A 16981-nucleotide genomic window follows, 5' to 3' on the forward strand; every position below is an offset into this window, starting at 1 on the left:
ACAATGCCAGTGGCGCGCCGTGTGGTGGCCTGGTGGCCATGGTGCCTGATGCCATAACGGCGTCGGGGCACACCGGGTGTTCCGACGGGACAGCTGGGAGTGGGAATGGACCCTCTGGATGCCCTTCTGGTCGTGTCGCTGGTTCCGTTGGTGCTGGCGTTGGTGCTGTGTGCCGGCCTCGGACTGGTTCTGCGAGGCCTCACCGGCCGGGATCGGGTTCGGGCGTTCGTCTGTTTCTGTGATGCCGTGACCCGAACGGTGCGACGCGTCCAGCGCTGAGAGCCTGCGGAGTGGGAAGTCGGAGCGATCGACTTCCCACTCCGACCGGGGTCAGGCGTTCCGGGGCTTGCGGGCGACGGCGAGGGCCAGGCCGATGCAGAGCAGGGCGGCGAGGCCGACGAAGCCGCTGGTGGCCGGGAGCAGGCCGTAGGCCTGGACGAGGGCGCCGACGGCGACGATCGGCAGCGAGCTGCCGAGGTACACGATGACCCAGAGGGAGCTGAGTTCGGAGCCCCGGCGCTCCGGGTTCATCGCGGCCACCGCGCTGGTGAACAGCGAGCGGAAGGCGACGCCCTGGCAGGAGCCGCCGAGGACGCTGCCGATGAACAGCAGGGCCGGCGTGCCGGTGTACTGGGCGGTGACGACCAGGCCGAGGCCCGCCGCGAGGCCGGTCATGCCGAGGGCGATGACCAGGCGGTCGGCGGTCGGCGGGACGAGCAGCTGGGCGACGGCGGAGGAGCCGAGCAGCAGCGCGGCCACCACGGCGCCGGTCAGCCGGGAGTCGGTGTGCAGCAGCTTGGCGGAGAAGGCCGGGGCCAGGCTGAGGTAGACGCCGAAGACCGCGTAGGAGATGAACCCGGCGGCCGAGGCGAGCAGGAACGCGCGGCGGCCGGTGGTCGGCAGGCCGAGGCGCTGCGGGCGCAGGTGCGCCGGGGTGGTGATGCGCGGCGGGGAGGCCGGCGGGCGGCTGCGGCCGGGCATCCGGGGGTGGACCAGGGCGAGCGGCACGCAGAGCGCGAGCAGGGCGACGGCGTGCAGCAGGAAGGGCGTCAGCAGCGGGTCGGAGCCGCCGGCCAGCAGGGCGCCGACCACCGGGCCGAGCGCCACGCCGCCCGCCGAACAGGCCAGGGTGAGCTTGGCGGCCAGCGTGGGGTGGTCGGGCAGCAGGTCGCCGAGGGCGGCACCGGCGGCGCCGGTGGACAGGCCCACCGCGACGCCCTGGACGGCGCGGCCGAGGGCGAGCTGCCAGAAGCTGCCCGAGGTGGCGAAGACGGCGTCCCCGGCGGCGGCCAGGAGGACGGCGGGCAGGATCAGCGCGCGGCGGCCGAGGTGGTCCGACCAGTGGCCGACCACGGCGAGCACCGGGACGAGCGCGAACACGTAGACCGTGAACAGGATCGTGGTGTCGAGCGCGGTCAGCGAGAGCCGCTGCTGGAGCAGCGGGTAGATCGGCGTGGCCAGGTTGGCACCGATCAGCATGAGGAGGAGGGCGCCGGCGACGAGGCCGACACGGACACCGCGGAGCGCGTTCCAGCGGCTTATCGCGGCGAGCTGGAGCTGGGCGCGCGGCGCGAGCTCCAGGGGAAGCAGGGCCTCCGACAGTCGGCGTCCGTCGAACTGCGCGGTGCGCAGGCCGGAGCCGGCAGGGGAGAGGTCCGCCATGGCAGGGGTCTCCTGTGGCCGGGCGCCACCAAGGTCGGCGGGGTGTGCCGGCACGCCCGTCCGGGGCGCTGTGGTGGTGGCCTCGGTGCGGGCTCCCTGGTGGAGCGGGTGATCGTGGGACCCTCCCACCCGATGCCGGGCGGGGAGGGTGGAGGGGGCTTCGTTGCCCGGTGGCCCGCGCGGGGTGTGCACGGTACCGAGTCGAAGGATAAGGGGTGGGCGCACGGTTGCGGCGCGCGCCCCTGGAGGCCGGGCATCGGGGGTGCCCGGCCTATACGCTGAGGTAGGGGATCGGCACAGGGAGCTGGTCCGCTGCGGCCGGAACGGATCGGCCGACCGCTGGCTGTAGGGAGAGCGCGCAACAATGGCCGGACGACGTCGTAAGAACGCTGGGGCTTCGTCGGCGGGTGCGCCGGACGAGGGGGCGGTCGGCGCGGTGCTGCCCGCCGACCTGGAGCTGCAGGACCTCTATGGGGCGTTCGCCGCGCACGGGCTGGACGACGAAGACCTGGACGACGCGGCCGTGCTGGTACCGCCGGTGCGGCTGCCGGCCGAGTCCGAGCTGGCCGAGCAGGCGAAGGCCGTCCCGATGTTCGGGTACGCGCTGAAGCTGGCCCGCTGGGCGGCCCCGCACCGGGCGGTGGACGAGTTCGGCGACCTCACCGGTCCGGACCGGGAGCCCGCGGCCCGGCTGCTCGGCCTCGCGCCCGAGGAGGGGGAGGTGGCGGAGGAGGACGTGGTCGAGGCGATGCGGGCCTGGTCGCTGGCCTGCGACCTCGACCTCGTCGAGATCGGCACGACCGCCGCCGGCGAGCACGTGGCCATTCCCGGGCCGGATCTGGAGCCGGCCGAGGAGGGGGACGCGGAGACCGTCCTGGAGCTCTGGCTGACCGCCGCCGGGATCGTCCGCGAGCTGGCCGTGGAGGCCGACTCGCTGCCCGAGGAGGAGGCCGCCGAGGAGGCGGCCGAGCGCGCGGGCGCCGGGGCGGAGCCGGACGAGGAGGACGAGGAGGACGAGGAGCGGCTGGCGCGGGTCGAGGAGGCCCGGGAGGAGGCCGCCGAACTGCTCGACGAGGCGCTCCAGGTGCTCTACGAGACCACCGCGTTCGCCGACCCCGGCACCGAGACCGTGCCGCTGGGGGTGCTGGCCGCCCTGCTGGTCGTCCCGGAGGGCGAGGAGCCGAGCGAGGAGCTGCTCGGCGACATCACCGATGTGATGGTCGCGCTGGACCCGATGCTGGGCGATCTCGCCGAGCTCGGTCTGCTGGAGTACCGCCCGATCGACCCGGAGCTGTTCGACGAGGAGGAGGGGCAGGAGCCCGTCGGCGTCACGGTCGGCGAGGAGCCGCTCGACGAGGAGGAGTCGGCCCGCTTCGGCCTGGTCCGGCTCACCCCGCTCGGCCAGTACGGCATCCGGCAGTGGCTGCTGGAGGACGGCTACGACGCGCCGCTGGTCGGCGAGCTGGCCCAGGGCGATGCCGCCGAGCTGCTGCGCGGGATCTGCGAGGCCGCCAATGTGCTGCCCGACGAGGAGCTGCAGGTCTGGGTGACCGGCCGGGAGCCGGTGGCGGCGGCGCGCGAGCTGCTGGTGGCGGCGCGCGGCAATGACGCGTACGCCCCGATGCGCCGGATGCTCGCCCAGCTGGCGCTGGGCATGATCGGCCGGCCCGCCGAGCCCGCCGCCCGGGAGGTGCTGGACGACCCGGAGCTGGGCGGGGCCACGCGGGCCTGGCTGGTCGACCTCGGGGCCACCGACGTGCCCGCGCCGGAGCGGGGGATGGCGCTGTGGACGGTGGTCGACACCTTCGCCGCCCAGCTGCTCGACACCGGCGGCGACGCCGAGCTGCTGCGCGAGCTGATCGCCGACCTGCCGGTGACCGGCAATCCGGCGAGCTACTTCGGCGAGCTCTGGCGGGTCGACCACCCGTACACGGCGGACGTGCTGGAGGCGGTCGGCGAGCTGCACCTGGACCGGACGGTGGCCAAGGAGGCGCGCAAGGCGGCCTTCAAGGCGCGTTCGAAGGGCTGACGGGGGCCGGGGCGCGGCGGAGCGGGGCGCCCGGCCGGTCACGGGAGGTCCAGCGAGCCGTCCTCGGCGAAGGGGAAGAACGGGTTGTGGGCCAGCTCCCAGAGGTGGCCGTCCGGGTCCTCGAAGTAGCCGGAGTAGCCGCCCCAGCTGGTCGCGGCCGGGGGCTTGACCACCGTGGCGCCGGCGTCGACGGCCGTCCTCAGGGCGGCGTCGACCCGCTCGGGCGACTCGAGGTTCACCGCGAGGGTGACACCCCGGAACGACGGCTCGCCGAGTGCGGGGACGCCCGCGTCGGCGGCCAGCTCGTCGCTCGGGAAGAGGCCGAGCACCGAGTCGGCGGTGCGGAACCAGACGATCTCCGGGCTGGAGACCGGGGAACGGCGCCACCCGAGGTCCTCGTAGAAGCGGGCGCTGCGGTCGAGATCGGTCACCCCGAGGGTGACGATGCTGATGCGGGCGGGAAAGTCCTGGATCACTGTCATGCCCGACAGCGTAGGAACCGGTACTGACAAACGGGTGCGCTGACACGGTGGCGCGGGTACCGATCCACCCGGCGGGGCAAAGGAGCTGATGACCCGGCAGGTCGGGCCACGTATCGTGTCCCGCAGCGGTGCGAGGGCGGCGAGGACATGGGGGTGCGGCGCGGGATGACGCGGGAGAGCGGTGGCAGGCAGGACGGTCTCCGGGGGGACGGCGCGCGGTGGCCGGACCCGTGCGGACGGGAGGACCGCTTCGCCGACCAGGAGGAGTTCTCCCGCCGCACGCTGGCCGCGGCCGACTTCCCGGTGTACGGCGTCGTGCGGGGCGCGGGCCCGGAGGGCGACGCGCTGACCGCGTTCGAGACCTGTGACGGCCGGCTGTCCTGGGTCGAGGTCTGCTCCGGCGACTGGACCTCCGCCGACGGCCCGTACGTCACCGTGCGCACCTACCGGCCCGGTGCCGACCGGCCCGGGGCGCTGCCCGAGCTGGAGGACGTGGTCGAGGACGAGCGCGACCGCGTCTACGAGCAGCTCGGCATCGACGAGGGCGACTGCCCCGGCCGGGTCCGGGCGCTGCGCGAGTGGATCACCGTCGACGGCGAGCCCTGCGCGGTGGAGGTCCACGAGGACCTGCGCGACCTCTGGGACCGGCCGGACGCCCCGCTGCCCGGCCTCGGCTCCACTCCCGGCGCCGGGCCGGTCTGGGCGGGCCGGCTCCGGTTGCACGGACTGACCGTCACCGTCTGCGGGCGCGGCGTGGCACCGGGCAGCCTCGAACTGGCCCCGGTCGAGGACGTCGAGCGGCATCTGCGCGGCCGGACCGCGCTGCTGCGCGGGCTCGCCGCGCGGCGGGCCCGGTACGTCCCGGTCGAGGAGCGCGACCTCGCGCCGGCCGTCGGGCTGGAGGCGCACCGGGCGGTGATCGAGCACTGCATCGCCGAGTCCGCGGCGATCGAGGCGCAGGTCCGGGCCGGACGCACGCCGCGGCTGCCGCGCGGGCTGCGCGGCGAGACCGGCGCGCTGCGCTGGGAGGCCGCGGTGCGCCAGCAGATGCGGCTCGGCTCGGAGAGCCGGGAGGAGGCGGTCGCGGCGGTGACGGCCATGGTCAACCACCTCAACCGGCTCTCCCGGCAGACCCAGTGGGTGGTCGGCACGGCGGAGGGGGTGGCCGCGATCGAGGAGGTCATCCGCTACACGGTGTTCGCCAGCGAGGTGGCCAGCCTGCCGGCGCAGCGCGCCTGGGAGCAGCTCTGGCGGGACCGGGCGGGCGGTGCGGGCGACGGCTGGGAGGAGCAGCAGCTCGGCGAGCAGCTCTGGCTCGCGGCCTGGGAGCAGTGGCGGGCGGCGCGCGCGGGGCGGTGAGCGGCAGCGCCCGGTGGCGCCGTCGCGCGGTGCCGGAGCGGTGTCGCAGTGCCGTGACCTGTGGTGCTCACGGCAAAGGACAGGTCATGAATTCGAATACGGTCGGCAAATGAACACTCTGACGAGGTGTCCGCTTCACCGGGCGTTCATCGCACCGGCGGAGTCTGCAGGCGTCGACGACCTGCCTCGACACCTCGCACGCCACGCACCGGGCTCCACCCCGGTCGGCGGCCCACCTCTCAGGAGTGACTCACATGTCGCTGTCCCGTCGGGACTTCGTCAACCGTTCCACCCTCGTCGGGGCCGGCGTCCTGATCGCCGGTAGCGCCGAGGCGCTGGCCAGCGCCCCGGGCGCGATCGCCGCCCCGGTCGGTGGCGAGGTGCAGGACGCCGCCACCGCCGACGCCGAGCGCGCCGCCGTCGGCTACGGCCCGCTGGTCAACGACGAGGCCAAGCTGCTCGCGCTGCCCAAGGGCTTCAGCTACAAGGTGGTGAACCGGGCCGGCGTCACCAAGCTGCGCACCGGCGAGTTCACCCCCAGCAACCACGACGGCACCTCCGCCTTCGAGGACGAGCACGGCGGCAACCTGCTGGTCGTCAACCACGAGCTGAGCGGCGCCCGCGCCAACTGGCCGTACCCGGTGCCGCTGACCGAGGGTCACGTCTACGACCCGGGCGCGGCCGGCGGCTGCACCGTCGTGCACGCCAAGCGCAACGGCACGGTCGAGCAGTGGGTCGGCATCGCCGGCACCTCCACCAACTGCGCCGGTGGCGTGAGCCCCTGGGGCACCTGGCTGTCCGGTGAGGAGACCGAGGACAAGGCCGGCAAGAACGGCTTCACCAAGGACCACGGCTACATCTTCGAGGTCGACCCGTTCGACGACGACTACAACCGCGACCCGCAGCCGGTGAAGGCCTTCGGCCGGTTCGCGCACGAGGCCGTCGTGGTGGACCCGAAGCGCGGCCAGGTCTACCTGACCGAGGACGCCTCGAACCCGAACGGACTGCTGTTCCGCTGGACCCCGCCGGCCGGCTTCAAGCACGGCCGCTACCAGCTGCGCAAGCTGGCCGCGGACGCCGGCACGCTGGAGGCCTTCAAGGTCTTCGACGCGCAGGGCAAGCTGGTCGACGACCTGTCGCGCGCCACCAAGGTCGGCACCACCTACGGCGTGGACTGGGTCAAGGTCCAGGACCGCGACGCCAAGACCGTCTCGATCCGCAAGCAGTTCAAGGACGGCGAGGTCACCCGCGCCCGCAAGCTGGAGGGCATGTGGTGGGGTGACGGCGGCTTCTACTTCGTCTCCAGCTTCGCCCGCTCGGAGAGCCCGCTCCAGCACGACGGCCAGGTCTGGTTCTTCAACCCGGTCCGCCGCACCATCACCCTGAAGGTGCTGCTCGGCGTCAACACCGACGTCTGGGGCGACCACGACAACTTCGACGGCCCGGACAACATCACCGTCTCGCCCTACGGCGGCATCGTGATCGCCGAGGACGGCGAGGGTGTCTCGCACCTGTTCGGCGCCACCGAGGACGGGCTGACCTACCCGATCGCCCGCAACGAGCTGAACATCGGCACCGCCGAGAAGCCGGAGTTCAGCGAGTTCACCGGCGTGACCTTCTCGGACGACGGCAAGACGCTGTTCGCCAACATCCAGACCCCGGGCATCCAGCTGGCCATCACCGGCCCCTGGCACCGCCTGAACGAGCACAAGCGCGGTCAGGGCTACGGCGCCTGATCCGGTAGCGCGAACGACGGGAGGGGCCCGCTCCGGCGGGCCCCTCCCGGCTTCGCCGCGGCGCTCCTACTCCTGCGGCAGCCGCAGCTGGAGCATGGCCAGCAGCCGCTGCTGCGGCTGCGCGAGGTCGACGCCGGTGAGCTGCTCGGCCCGGCGCACCCGGTAGCGCAGGGTGTTGGGGTGGATGTGCAGGGCGTCCGCCGCGACCCGGACCTCGCCGAGCGCGTCCAGCCAGGCCAGCACCGACTCCGCGAGCCGGGTGCCGTGCCGGCGGTCGTACGCGGTCAGCGCGGTCAGCCGCGGGTCGCGCAGGCCCGAGCGCTCCTGCAGCAGCGCCAGCATCTCGCTGACCAGGACCTCCGCCTGGACGTCGATCAGTGCCGCGACCTCCAGCTCCACCCCGCCGCGGCCCATGGCGTCCAGGATCCGGTCCGCCTGCGCCCGGGAGTCGGGCACCTGGGCCAGACCGTCCACGGTCGAGCCGATCGCCGCCCGCAGCGGGACGCCGAGGTGGTCCCGGGCCGCCTCGACCACCTCCTGCGCCCAGTCGCGGACCGTCGTCATCGGCAGGCCGGCCGGCAGCTCGGGCAGCAGGACGTAGACCCGGGACTCGATCGGGGCGAGCAGCGCGCTGCGGTGGCGGGCCGCGGTGTGCACCGAGATCAGGCCGGTCACCTCGGCCCGGGTGAGCGCCTCGGTGGTCGGCGCGCTGTACGCCAGCACGGTGGCCGGGCGGCGCAGGTCCAGGCCCAGGTGGGTGGCGAGCGACTGCGGGCCGGTCGAGCCCTCCAGCAGGCCGGTGAGCAGCGTGCGGGTCAGCCGGACGTCCGCCGACAGCTCCCGCCGCCGCCGGACCAGCTGCGCCGCGGCCACCCGGGCCGCGCCGACCAGCGCCTGCTCGGCGAGCGGGGCCAGCGGCTGGGCGCCCTCCTGCACCCAGATCGTCCCGAGCGGCTGCGCGCCCGTCCGGATGCCGATCGCCAGGCGCCGGCGCAGGCCGAGCTCCGGGTGCGGATCGACCGCGATCGGCGTGTCCGAGCTGCGCAGGTGCTGGAAGATGCCCCACTCGCGGAGCTTCGAGAGGTAGGGCTCGGGGCCCTGCCAGCCGAGGATGGAGAGCCGGCGGAGGTCGTCCACCTCGTCGGAGTCGGAGGAGCGGGAGTAGGCCAGCACCCGGCTGGAGGTGTCCTCGATCGAGACGATGCCGTGGGTGAGCACGGCGACGGTCTGGGCGAGCGAGAAGAGGTCGCCCGCGTTGTGCTCGGGGGTGCCCGCGGCGTCCGGGGTGTCCGGCCCGGCGATGATCGCGCGGGCCAGCGAGTCCAGGTGCTCCCAGCGGGTCTCCCGGCGGACCGAGAGCAGGGCCACGCCCGCCTCGGTGGCCGCCTCCCGCAGCGCGTCGGCCTGGCCGGGGCCGTCCAGCTTGACCGCGACGGCGGCGGCGCCGGCCCGGCCGGCCGCGCGCAGGGCCGGCAGCGCGGCCCGGCCCCGGGCGCCGATGGCGAGCACGAGCTCGCCGGGAGCGGCGACGGGAGGGTCCTCCGGGTCGAGGATCGCGACGTCGCGCACCGGCACGTCCAGCCCCTGGGGGGCGGCCTGGAGCTCGACCAGCGGTTCGCCGAGGGACATCAGCAGTTGACGGAGCGGGAGGCCGGCGGGCTGCGACACCGGAGGCTCCTTCATGCGAACGGACAACGGCGTACGGCCGATTTTAGCCGGGTGGACAGCGCTCGGGGGAGTGAGCGGCCGGACCGGCCCACGGGCGGACCGGGCCGCTCGCGCGTGGCGACCGTGACCGCCCCGTGACTCCTTCGTCGGCACGGACAACGCCGTACGGGGGACTTTAGCCGCCCGGCCAATCAAGTGGGGCCCGGTGCAGGAATAGCGTTCGTCCTGTGGCCGACGTGCGACCCGCGTCGGCATCCCGCATGAACCGAAGGAGAGCGTGCGCTCATGGATGCTGTGACCCAGGTCCCCGCGCCGGTGAACGAGCCGGTCCACAGCTACGCCCCCGGCAGCCCGGAACGGGCCCGCCTGGAGGCCAAGCTGAAGGAGCTGGGCGGCCAGGAGCCGGTCCAGCTGACCATGACGATCAACGGTGAGCGCCGCCTCGGCGGCGGCACCGAGATCCACGTCGTCCAGCCGCACAACCACGCGGCGAGGCTCGGAACGCTGCGCAACGCCACCCAGGCCGACGCGCAGGACGCCATCGACACTGCCCTGGCCGCTGCCCCGGCCTGGCAGGCGCTCTCCTTCGACTCGCGCGCCGCGATCTTCCTCCGGGCGGCCGACCTGCTGGCCGGCCCCTGGCGCGAGACGCTGGCCGCCGCCACCATGCTCGGCCAGTCCAAGACCGCCCAGCAGGCCGAGATCGACACCCCGTGCGAGCTGGTCGACTTCCTGCGCTTCAACGTGCACTTCGCCCGCCAGATCCTGGCCGAGCAGCCGATCTCCTCGGACGGCGTCTGGAACCGCAGCGACCACCGCCCGCTGGAGGGCTTCGTCTACGCGATCACCCCGTTCAACTTCACCGCCATCGCCGGCAACCTGCCGACCGCGCCGGCGCTGATGGGCAACGTGGTGCTCTGGAAGCCGTCCCCCACCCAGCAGTTCTCCGCGCACCTGCTGATGCAGCTGCTGGAGGAGGCCGGGCTGCCCAAGGGCGTCATCAACATGGTGACCGGCGACGGCCTGGACGTCTCCGCCGTCGCGCTGAAGCACCCGGCGCTGGCCGGCATCCACTTCACCGGCTCCACCGCGACCTTCCAGCACCTGTGGCGCGAGGTCGGCAACAACATCTCCGGCTACCGCACCTACCCGCGGATCGTCGGCGAGACCGGCGGCAAGGACTTCCTGGTCGCCCACCCGTCCGCCGACCCGGCCGTGCTGAAGACCGCGATGACCCGCGGCGCCTTCGAGTTCCAGGGCCAGAAGTGTTCGGCGCTCTCCCGGGCGTACGTCCCGGCCTCGATCTGGGCCGGCCTCAAGGACGCCTTCCGCGACGAGGTCGAGGGCCTCACCATGGGCGACGTCAGCGACCTGTCGAACTTCATGTCGGCCGTCATCGACGAGCGCTCCTTCGCCAAGAACAAGGCCGCGATCGACCGGGCCCAGGCGGACCCGTCGGTCGAGGTGCTGGCCGGCGGCACGTACGACGACTCGGTGGGCTACTTCGTCCGCCCGACCGTGCTGGTCTGCCAGGACCCGGCCAGCGAGTACTTCAAGGACGAGTACTTCGGCCCGATCCTCGCCGTGCACGTCTACGAGGACGAGAAGTACGAGGAGATGCTGGCCCAGATGGAGTCCGTCTCGCCCTACGGCCTGACCGGCTCGATCATCTCCCAGGACCGCGCGGCCGCCCAGGACGCCATGCACAAGCTGCGGTTCGCGGCCGGCAACTTCTACATCAACGACAAGCCGACCGGCGCGGTCGTCGGCCAGCAGCCCTTCGGCGGCGGCCGGGCGTCCGGGACCAACGACAAGGCCGGCGCCAAGCAGAACCTGGCGCGCTGGACCTCGACCCGTTCGGTCAAGGAGACCTTCGTCCCGCCGACGGACTACCGCTACCCGCACATGGGCTGAGTACCCGCCCCCGGACGCCCGGCCCCGCAGCCGGGCGTCCACGCCGGGGCGGTGGCGACCCGCACCGCCGCCCCGGCCCCCCTTCTGCCACCCTTAGAAGCACCAGCTCCAGGAGTCACGATGCTCCGTTCCGCCCTTCTCGCGGCCTCCCGCTCCCCGCAGGTCCGCACCGTCGTCGAGAAGTTCCCGCCGACCCACGCGATAGTCGAGCGGTTCGTCGCCGGCGAGGCCCTCGACGACGCCGTCACCGCCTGCGACGACCTGGTCGCCACCGGGCGCAAGGTCACCCTGGACCACCTCGGCGAGGACACCAAGGACGCCGCCCAGGCCGCCGGGACCGCCGAGGCGTACGAGCACCTGCTCGCCGCGCTCAAGGACACCGGCCTGGCGGCCGGCGCCGAGGTCTCGGTGAAGCTGTCGGCCGTCGGCCAGTTCCTGCCGGTGGACGGCGAGAAGATCGCGCTGGAGAACGCCCGCCGGATCTGCGAGGCGGCCGCCGACGCGGGCACCACGGTGACCCTCGACATGGAGGACCACACCACCACCGACTCCACCCTCTCCATCGCGCGCGAGCTGCGGGCCGACTTCCCCTGGCTGGGCGTCGTGCTCCAGGCCTACCTGCGCCGCACCGAGGCCGACTGCCGCGAGTTCGCCGGCCCCGGCTCCCGCGTGCGCCTGTGCAAGGGCGCCTACAAGGAGCCCGAGTCGGTCGCCTTCCAGGGCAAGCACGAGGTGGACCTCGCGTACGTCCGCGCGCTGAAGGTCCTGATGGCCGGCGAGGGCTACCCGATGATCGCCTCGCACGACCCCAACATGATCAAGATCGCCGGCCAGCTCGCCCAGTGGAACGGCCGCAAGCGCGACTCCTTCGAGTACCAGATGCTGTTCGGCATCCGCCCCGAGGAGCAGCTGCGCCTGGCCGGCGAGGGCAACACCATGCGGGTGTACCTGCCCTACGGCGAGGAGTGGTACGGCTACTTCATGCGCCGGCTGGCCGAGCGCCCGGCCAACCTGACCTTCTTCCTGCGCGCCATGGCGACGCGAGGCTGAAGCACCGGACCGCGAACGGCCCGCACCCCTTGTGGAAGGGGGGTGCGGGCCGTTCGTCGTCTCCCGGGCCGTTCGTCGCTTCCGGACTACAGGAACGGCTTGGTGTCGAGCTCGAAGCCGAAGGGGGCGGGCAGGTCGAGCGGCTCGCCGAAGGCGGCGATGTGCACCTCGGTGTACTCGTCGCGGAGTGGCTTGCCGAAGATGGTGACCTGGGACTTCTCGCGGTCGATGAGCAGGTAGAGCGGGATCGCGGCGCGGGCGTAGCAGTGCCGCTTGGCGATCCGGTCCTGGTCGGGCTTGGTGGACGTCACCTCGGCGACCATGGCCACGCCCTGCGGGTCCATCCAGGAGGGCGCGCCGCGGAAGAGGCGCAGTTCCATCGGGGCGAAGGTCGCGTCCGGGACGACGTGGTTCTTGGGGCAGAGCCCGCCGCTCACCAGACGCAGGCCCTTTCCGCCGGAGACCTGCATGTGGACCTCGGCCCGGCGGCCCACCTGGTCGATCAGCAAGCCGATGTAGTCCTCGTGATCGCCGTCCGGCGGTGGTGTCACGATGATCTCTCCCTCGATGAGCTCGGCCCGGAAGCCTTCGGGGGAGTGCAGGCTCAGGAACCCCTCGAGGAGGATGTCTTCCTCCGACGGGGAGTCCGAGATCGGTTGCTCATGCGCCACAGCACTCATGATGCCCCTCCTTCAGGTGCTCGTCACGCTAGTGGAGGGTTCGGCGAGGTATGCCGTACACGGCCGGATTTCACTCGATGGTGTGAGCGTGTCGGCCGCCCTAGGATCGCGGTGCTGGTGAACTGTGGGCGGATCACGTCGAGTTGGGCAGGTGGCTGGGGTGCTGAAGGCCTTCGCGGAGTTGTCGACGCCGTTGGTGGCGGACGCGTGCGTGCGTCTGGGGGTGGAGCTGCGGGCGGCGCCGGCGGGGGTCGGGCCGGTGGTGGCGGGGCACCGGGTGGCGGGGCGGGCGCTGCCGGTGCGGCACTACGGGAGCGTGGACGTGTTCCTGGAGGCGTACGGCACGGCCGGGCCCGGGGACGTGCTGGTCGTCGACAACGGCGGGCGGGTCGACGAGGCCTGCGTCGGGGACCTCGCGGTGCTGGAGGCGCGGTCCGCCGGGGTGGCCGGGGTGGTGGTGTGGGGCCTGCACCGGGACACGTCGGAGCTGGTGGAGATCGGGCTGCCGCTGTTCAGCTACGGCGCGCTGCCGCTCGGTCCGGTGCGACTCGACGCGCGGGAGCCGGAGGCGCTGGTCACCGCCCGGTTCGGGCCGCACCTGGTGAGCGCCGGGGACGTGGTGTTCGGGGACGCCGACGGCGTGCTGTTCGTACCGGCCGCCCGGGTGGACGAGGTAGTGGAGACGGCCGCCGGGATCGCGCGGACCGAGCGCGCGCAGGCGGAGCGGATCCGCTCGGGCGACACGCTGCGCCGGCAGACCGCGTTCGGCGACTACCTGGCCCGGCGGGCCGCCGATCCGTCCTACAGCTTCCGGCAGCATCTGCGACGGGTCGGCGGCGCGATCGAGGAGTAGCGGACGAGCCCGGGTTCAGAGCGCGCGGTGCATGATGTGCAGGCCGACGTAGCCGTGGTCGGGGTGGCGGAAGCCCTCGGGGAGGGTGCCCAGGATCTCGAAGCCGAGCGACCGGTAGAGCCTCACCGCGCGCTCGTTGGAGGCGACCACGGCGTTGAACTGCATGGCGCGGTAGCCCGCCGCGCGGGCCCAGTCCAGGGTGTACTCGGTGAGCGCGCGCCCGACGCCCCGGCCGGAGTGCGCCGGGTCGACCATGTAGCTGGCGCTCGCGATGTGCGAGCCGTTGCCCATGTGGTTGCGGTTCATCTTGGCGCTGCCGAGGACGGTGCCGTCCTCGTCGACCGCCACGACGGTGCGGTTCGGTGCGGAGAGGAGCCACCACTCCCGGCCCTGATCGAAGGTCAGGTCGAGCGGGTAGGTGAACGTCTCGCCCGCGGCGGCGATGGTGTGGAAGAACGGCCAGATGGACGGCCAGTCCTCGGGGGTGGCTTCCCTGATCAACATCCGAACAGGATGCCAGGTGAGCGGGGCGCCGACCAGCCGGTTCGGGTGCCCGGGCGGTGGCCCGGGCACCCGTGGGGTTCAGAGCATCGAGGCGGCGGGCTTGACCATGGCGCGGGCGGTCTTGGCGTCCACGTACTCGCCGATCGCGGTCATCACCCACTCGCCGGAGTACTGGCGGACGAGCTTGCACATCACCACGCCGGTGTGCGGCTCGGACTGGGTGAGGTCGAACCGGACCAGCTCCTGGCCGGAGCCCGCGTCCAGCAGGCGGCAGTAGGCGTTCTTGACGTCGGTGAACTTCTGGCCGGAGAAGGAGTTGACCACGAAGACCAGGCCGCAGACCTCGGGCGGCAGGCCGTCGAGGTGGACGGTGATCGACTCGTCGTCACCGCCGCCCTCGCCGGTGAGGTTGTCGCCGGAGTGGACGACGGCGCCGTTGAAGATGCCCAGCTTCATGAACCAGGCGGTGTCCAGCTTCTCGCGCTTGGCGTCGAAGGCGATGCAGGAGGCGTCCAGGTCGATGTTGCGGCCGCGACCGGCGGGCTCCCAGCCGAGGCCCATCCGGACGGAGGAGAGGAAGGGCTTGCCGTTCTTCTCCAGCGAGACCGAGCCGCCCTTGGTGAGGCTCACCCGGCCCTTGTCCAGGGTCACCTTGGTGAGGCTCGGCGCGGCGGCGGCGGCGGGCGGTGCGGGCGGGGCCGGCGGCATCGGGGGAGCGCTCTGCGGCAGCGGCGGGGCGACCGGGGCGGGGACGGGTGCGGCGGCCGGCGGGGCGACCGGGGTGGCGGTGGCGGCCGCCGGGGCGGGCTCCTCCTCCACGCTGACGCCGAAGTCGGTGGCGATGCCGGCGAGGCCGTTGGCGTAGCCCTGGCCGACCGCCCGGACCTTCCAGGCGCCGCCCCGCTGGTAGACCTCGACCACGATCAGCGCGGTCTCGCGGCCCAGCTGGGGCGAGGTGAAGGTGACCAGGACCTGGCCGGAGTCGGCGTCCCGGACGGTCGCGGTCGGCTCGATGCCCGCGAAGGTGGCGCCGGACTCGTCGGGGCTCGCCGTGACGACGATCTTGGTGATGCCGGCCGGGACGGCGGAGGTGTCGATGGTGATCGCGTCCGGGGTGCCGCCGGAGGCCGGGCGGTGGGTGACACCGGGGCCGTGCGGGGCGTTGAAGAACACGAAGTCGGCGTCCGAGCGGACCTTTCCGGCATCGGTCAGGAGTAGGCCGGAGACGTCCAGCGCCTTGGGTGCGGTGACCTCGACGGTCACCCGCGCGGCGGTCAGCGGGGCGTTGCCGCCTTGGGTCAGGACCGTGGACACGAACTCCTCCTCGGATGCGGTGGCACGGCGTGCGGACCCGAGTCGGGGGCGCCGTGCCGAGTGGTACCCACAGTAACGAACGGGGTTGTCGAGACGAGCCCGATCAGGGCGGTGACCTGTCGGGTTGTCGGACGGTCGGTCAGCTCGGCGGGGCGGCGAACGTGCCCAGCGCGGCGACGGCCCGCGGGTGGTGGATGCCGAACGCGGAGGCGCTCCAGCTCTCGACCGGGGCGGCCTTGCGGGGACCGCCGGGAGCGGTCTCCCCGGGGGTCGGCCCGGCGGGCGTCGGTGCGGCGGACGCGGGCGCGGTGGGCGCGCTCCTGCCCGGTGCGGGCGTGCCGGTGGGAGCGGTGGTCGGTGCGCCGGTCGGTGCGGTGACGGGGAGCGCGCTGCGGACGCCGAAGGTGTAGCGCCCGGGCGCGACATCGGTGCCGGCCGGGGTGGTGAAGCGGTAGACCAGGGTGCCGCGTTCGTGGTGGGTGGTGACCACGGCGCCGGCGAGGTCGGTCCAGACGGTGCCCGGGACGTCGGCGGTGCCGGGGGCCGGCTCCGCGGGGGCGAGGCGGAGTTCGGCCTGGAGCGCGGTGAGCGGCTCGGTGACGGTCAGGGCGAGCACGTGGCGGGTGCCGTCGCGGCCGAGCGGCTGGACCAGGGCGGCCCCGGTGAGCGCGAGGTCGACCGTGCCGTCCGGGGCCGGATCGGCTTCGCCGCCGTGGTCCTTGGGCACGGTCGGGACCGCGGGGACCTCGGGTCCCACGCCGGTCCAGCCGTCCGCGAGGTCCCCGGGCGGGACGGGTGCGACGGGGTTCGGCGCAGGGGCGAACGGCCGTTGCGGCGAGGGCGAGGCCCCCGCGAGCGGCTGGGCCGCGGACTCCCCGGGCTGCTGGTGGGCCGGCCGGTTCGCCGGAGGCCGCGCGGCGGTGGTCGCGGCGTCGTCCTGCAGGGCGGAGGAGCCGAGGGCCTGCGTGGACGGGGCGCCGGAGGGGCCCCGGCTGACCGTCCGGCCTTCGGCGAGCGGCACGGTCGCCCCGGAGGAGGGCGAGCGGGGCGCCGGGACGGCGGAGGCCGGCGGGTACGAGGCGTGGGGACCGGGCGAGGCCGTTCCCGAGGGCCGCCCGGAGGGCAGCGGTGCCGTCGGGGCGCGCGAGGCGTCGGGGGCGGAGGCGGCGTCGGCCCGGTCGGTGCCCGGGGTGGGCGGCGGGCTCGACCCGACCCGGGCGACCCCGGCCCGGCGGCCGACGCCCTGCTGCTCGTGGAGCAGCCAGGTGGTGGCGATGCTGATGCCGACCACGGTGGACATCGCCATCGCGGCGCCGGAGAACCGCAGGGTCGGCAGCCGGAGCCGGCCGCCGAACGGCTTAGGACGGCCGTGCCGGCCGTGCCGCTCGCGCTGCCGGTCGTGCTCGCGCTGCGCGTCCTGCTCGATCTCCTCGCGCAGAGCCACCCGACCCTCCCTCCCCGAAGTCGCCGCTGAAGTCGCCGCATTCTCCCATGCGCCACCGGCGGGCCCGAATCGCCGTCATGGGCGGACTGCCGCCGAATCGCCCGGGTTCGTCCGGGTCTGCTCGTGCGGGTCCGCCGGTGGACGCGCGTGGGCCCGCGCCGGCAGGGGGACGAGCGTACCAGCGGGCGCCCGGACCCTGGCCAGACCTCGGACGGGATCGATCCACTCCGTGGACAGCCTTTCCCCGAACGGAAGTTGACGGTCCGTCTGATAGGGCCGGTAAGGA

13 protein-coding genes are annotated in these 16981 nt (G+C 73.7%); 6 read left to right on the plus strand and 7 right to left on the minus strand.

The features are described from left to right. Nucleotides 1–330 precede the first annotated feature (330 nt). Nucleotides 331–1662: an MFS transporter gene (locus tag ACWDRR_RS19460; protein WP_449773415.1), complete on the minus strand. Its 1332-nt coding sequence runs from the start codon at nt 1660–1662 to the stop codon at nt 331–333. Between the two features lie 364 nt (nt 1663–2026). Here ACWDRR_RS19460 and ACWDRR_RS19465 point away from each other — a divergent pair, with 364 nt between their 5' ends. Then, a complete protein-coding gene (locus ACWDRR_RS19465; protein WP_449773416.1) occupies nt 2027–3691 on the plus strand; it encodes a hypothetical protein in 1665 nt (554 codons plus the stop codon). 38 nt (nt 3692–3729) lie between these two features. Here the strand turns inward: ACWDRR_RS19465 and ACWDRR_RS19470 are convergent, their stop codons facing one another. Further along, nucleotides 3730–4173: a VOC family protein gene (locus ACWDRR_RS19470; protein ID WP_449773417.1), complete on the minus strand. Its 444-nt coding sequence runs from the start codon at nt 4171–4173 to the stop codon at nt 3730–3732. A 165-nt stretch (nt 4174–4338) separates the two neighbouring features. Here ACWDRR_RS19470 and ACWDRR_RS19475 point away from each other — a divergent pair, with 165 nt between their 5' ends. Next, on the plus strand, nt 4339–5532 hold the full coding sequence (locus ACWDRR_RS19475; protein WP_449773418.1) for a hypothetical protein: 1194 nt from the start codon (nt 4339–4341) through the stop codon (nt 5530–5532). A 254-nt stretch (nt 5533–5786) separates the two neighbouring features. Beyond that, nucleotides 5787–7268 carry an alkaline phosphatase PhoX gene (locus ACWDRR_RS19480; protein WP_449773419.1) on the plus strand — a complete coding sequence of 494 codons (1482 nt, stop codon included), beginning with the start codon at nt 5787–5789 and terminating at the stop codon, nt 7266–7268. Between the two features lie 66 nt (nt 7269–7334). Here ACWDRR_RS19480 and ACWDRR_RS19485 read toward each other — a convergent pair whose 3' ends face one another. Continuing rightward, nucleotides 7335–8936, minus strand: a complete 1602-nt coding sequence (locus ACWDRR_RS19485; RefSeq protein WP_449773420.1) for a PucR family transcriptional regulator — start codon at nt 8934–8936, stop codon at nt 7335–7337. A gap of 285 nt (nt 8937–9221) precedes the next feature. Between ACWDRR_RS19485 and pruA the strand changes: the two genes are divergently transcribed. Together pruA and ACWDRR_RS19495 are read left to right on the plus strand one after the other, a co-directional pair. Next, complete coding sequence (gene pruA, locus ACWDRR_RS19490) at nt 9222–10850, plus strand: L-glutamate gamma-semialdehyde dehydrogenase (RefSeq protein WP_449773421.1); 1629 nt, start codon at nt 9222–9224, stop codon at nt 10848–10850. Between the two features lie 120 nt (nt 10851–10970). After that, nucleotides 10971–11900, plus strand: a complete 930-nt coding sequence (locus ACWDRR_RS19495; RefSeq protein WP_449773422.1) for a proline dehydrogenase family protein — start codon at nt 10971–10973, stop codon at nt 11898–11900. An 86-nt stretch (nt 11901–11986) separates the two neighbouring features. On the opposite strand, the gene ACWDRR_RS19500 is transcribed toward ACWDRR_RS19495, so the two are convergent. Next, entirely contained in the window at nt 11987–12580 is a 594-nt protein-coding gene (locus tag ACWDRR_RS19500; protein WP_449773423.1) for a Uma2 family endonuclease, read from the minus strand. A gap of 160 nt (nt 12581–12740) precedes the next feature. On the opposite strand from ACWDRR_RS19500, the gene ACWDRR_RS19505 reads away from it, so the two are divergent. After that, entirely contained in the window at nt 12741–13433 is a 693-nt protein-coding gene (locus ACWDRR_RS19505) for an RraA family protein (RefSeq protein WP_449773449.1), read from the plus strand. Between the two features lie 15 nt (nt 13434–13448). Here ACWDRR_RS19505 and ACWDRR_RS19510 read toward each other — a convergent pair whose 3' ends face one another. From ACWDRR_RS19510 to ACWDRR_RS19520, 3 genes are all read right to left on the minus strand, one after another. Next, the gene (locus tag ACWDRR_RS19510) at nt 13449–13937 is read right to left on the minus strand and encodes an N-acetyltransferase family protein (protein ID WP_449773424.1); all 489 of its coding nucleotides are present in this window, start codon (nt 13935–13937) and stop codon (nt 13449–13451) included. A gap of 78 nt (nt 13938–14015) precedes the next feature. Beyond that, complete coding sequence (locus tag ACWDRR_RS19515) at nt 14016–15239, minus strand: TerD family protein (RefSeq protein WP_449773450.1); 1224 nt, start codon at nt 15237–15239, stop codon at nt 14016–14018. A 151-nt stretch (nt 15240–15390) separates the two neighbouring features. After that, nucleotides 15391–16695 (minus strand): hypothetical protein, encoded by a 1305-nt coding sequence (locus tag ACWDRR_RS19520; RefSeq protein ID WP_449773425.1) that lies wholly within the window; start codon nt 16693–16695, stop codon nt 15391–15393. Nucleotides 16696–16981: the final 286 nt, after the last annotated feature.

Source organism: Kitasatospora sp. NPDC003701 (genome assembly GCF_053587085.1).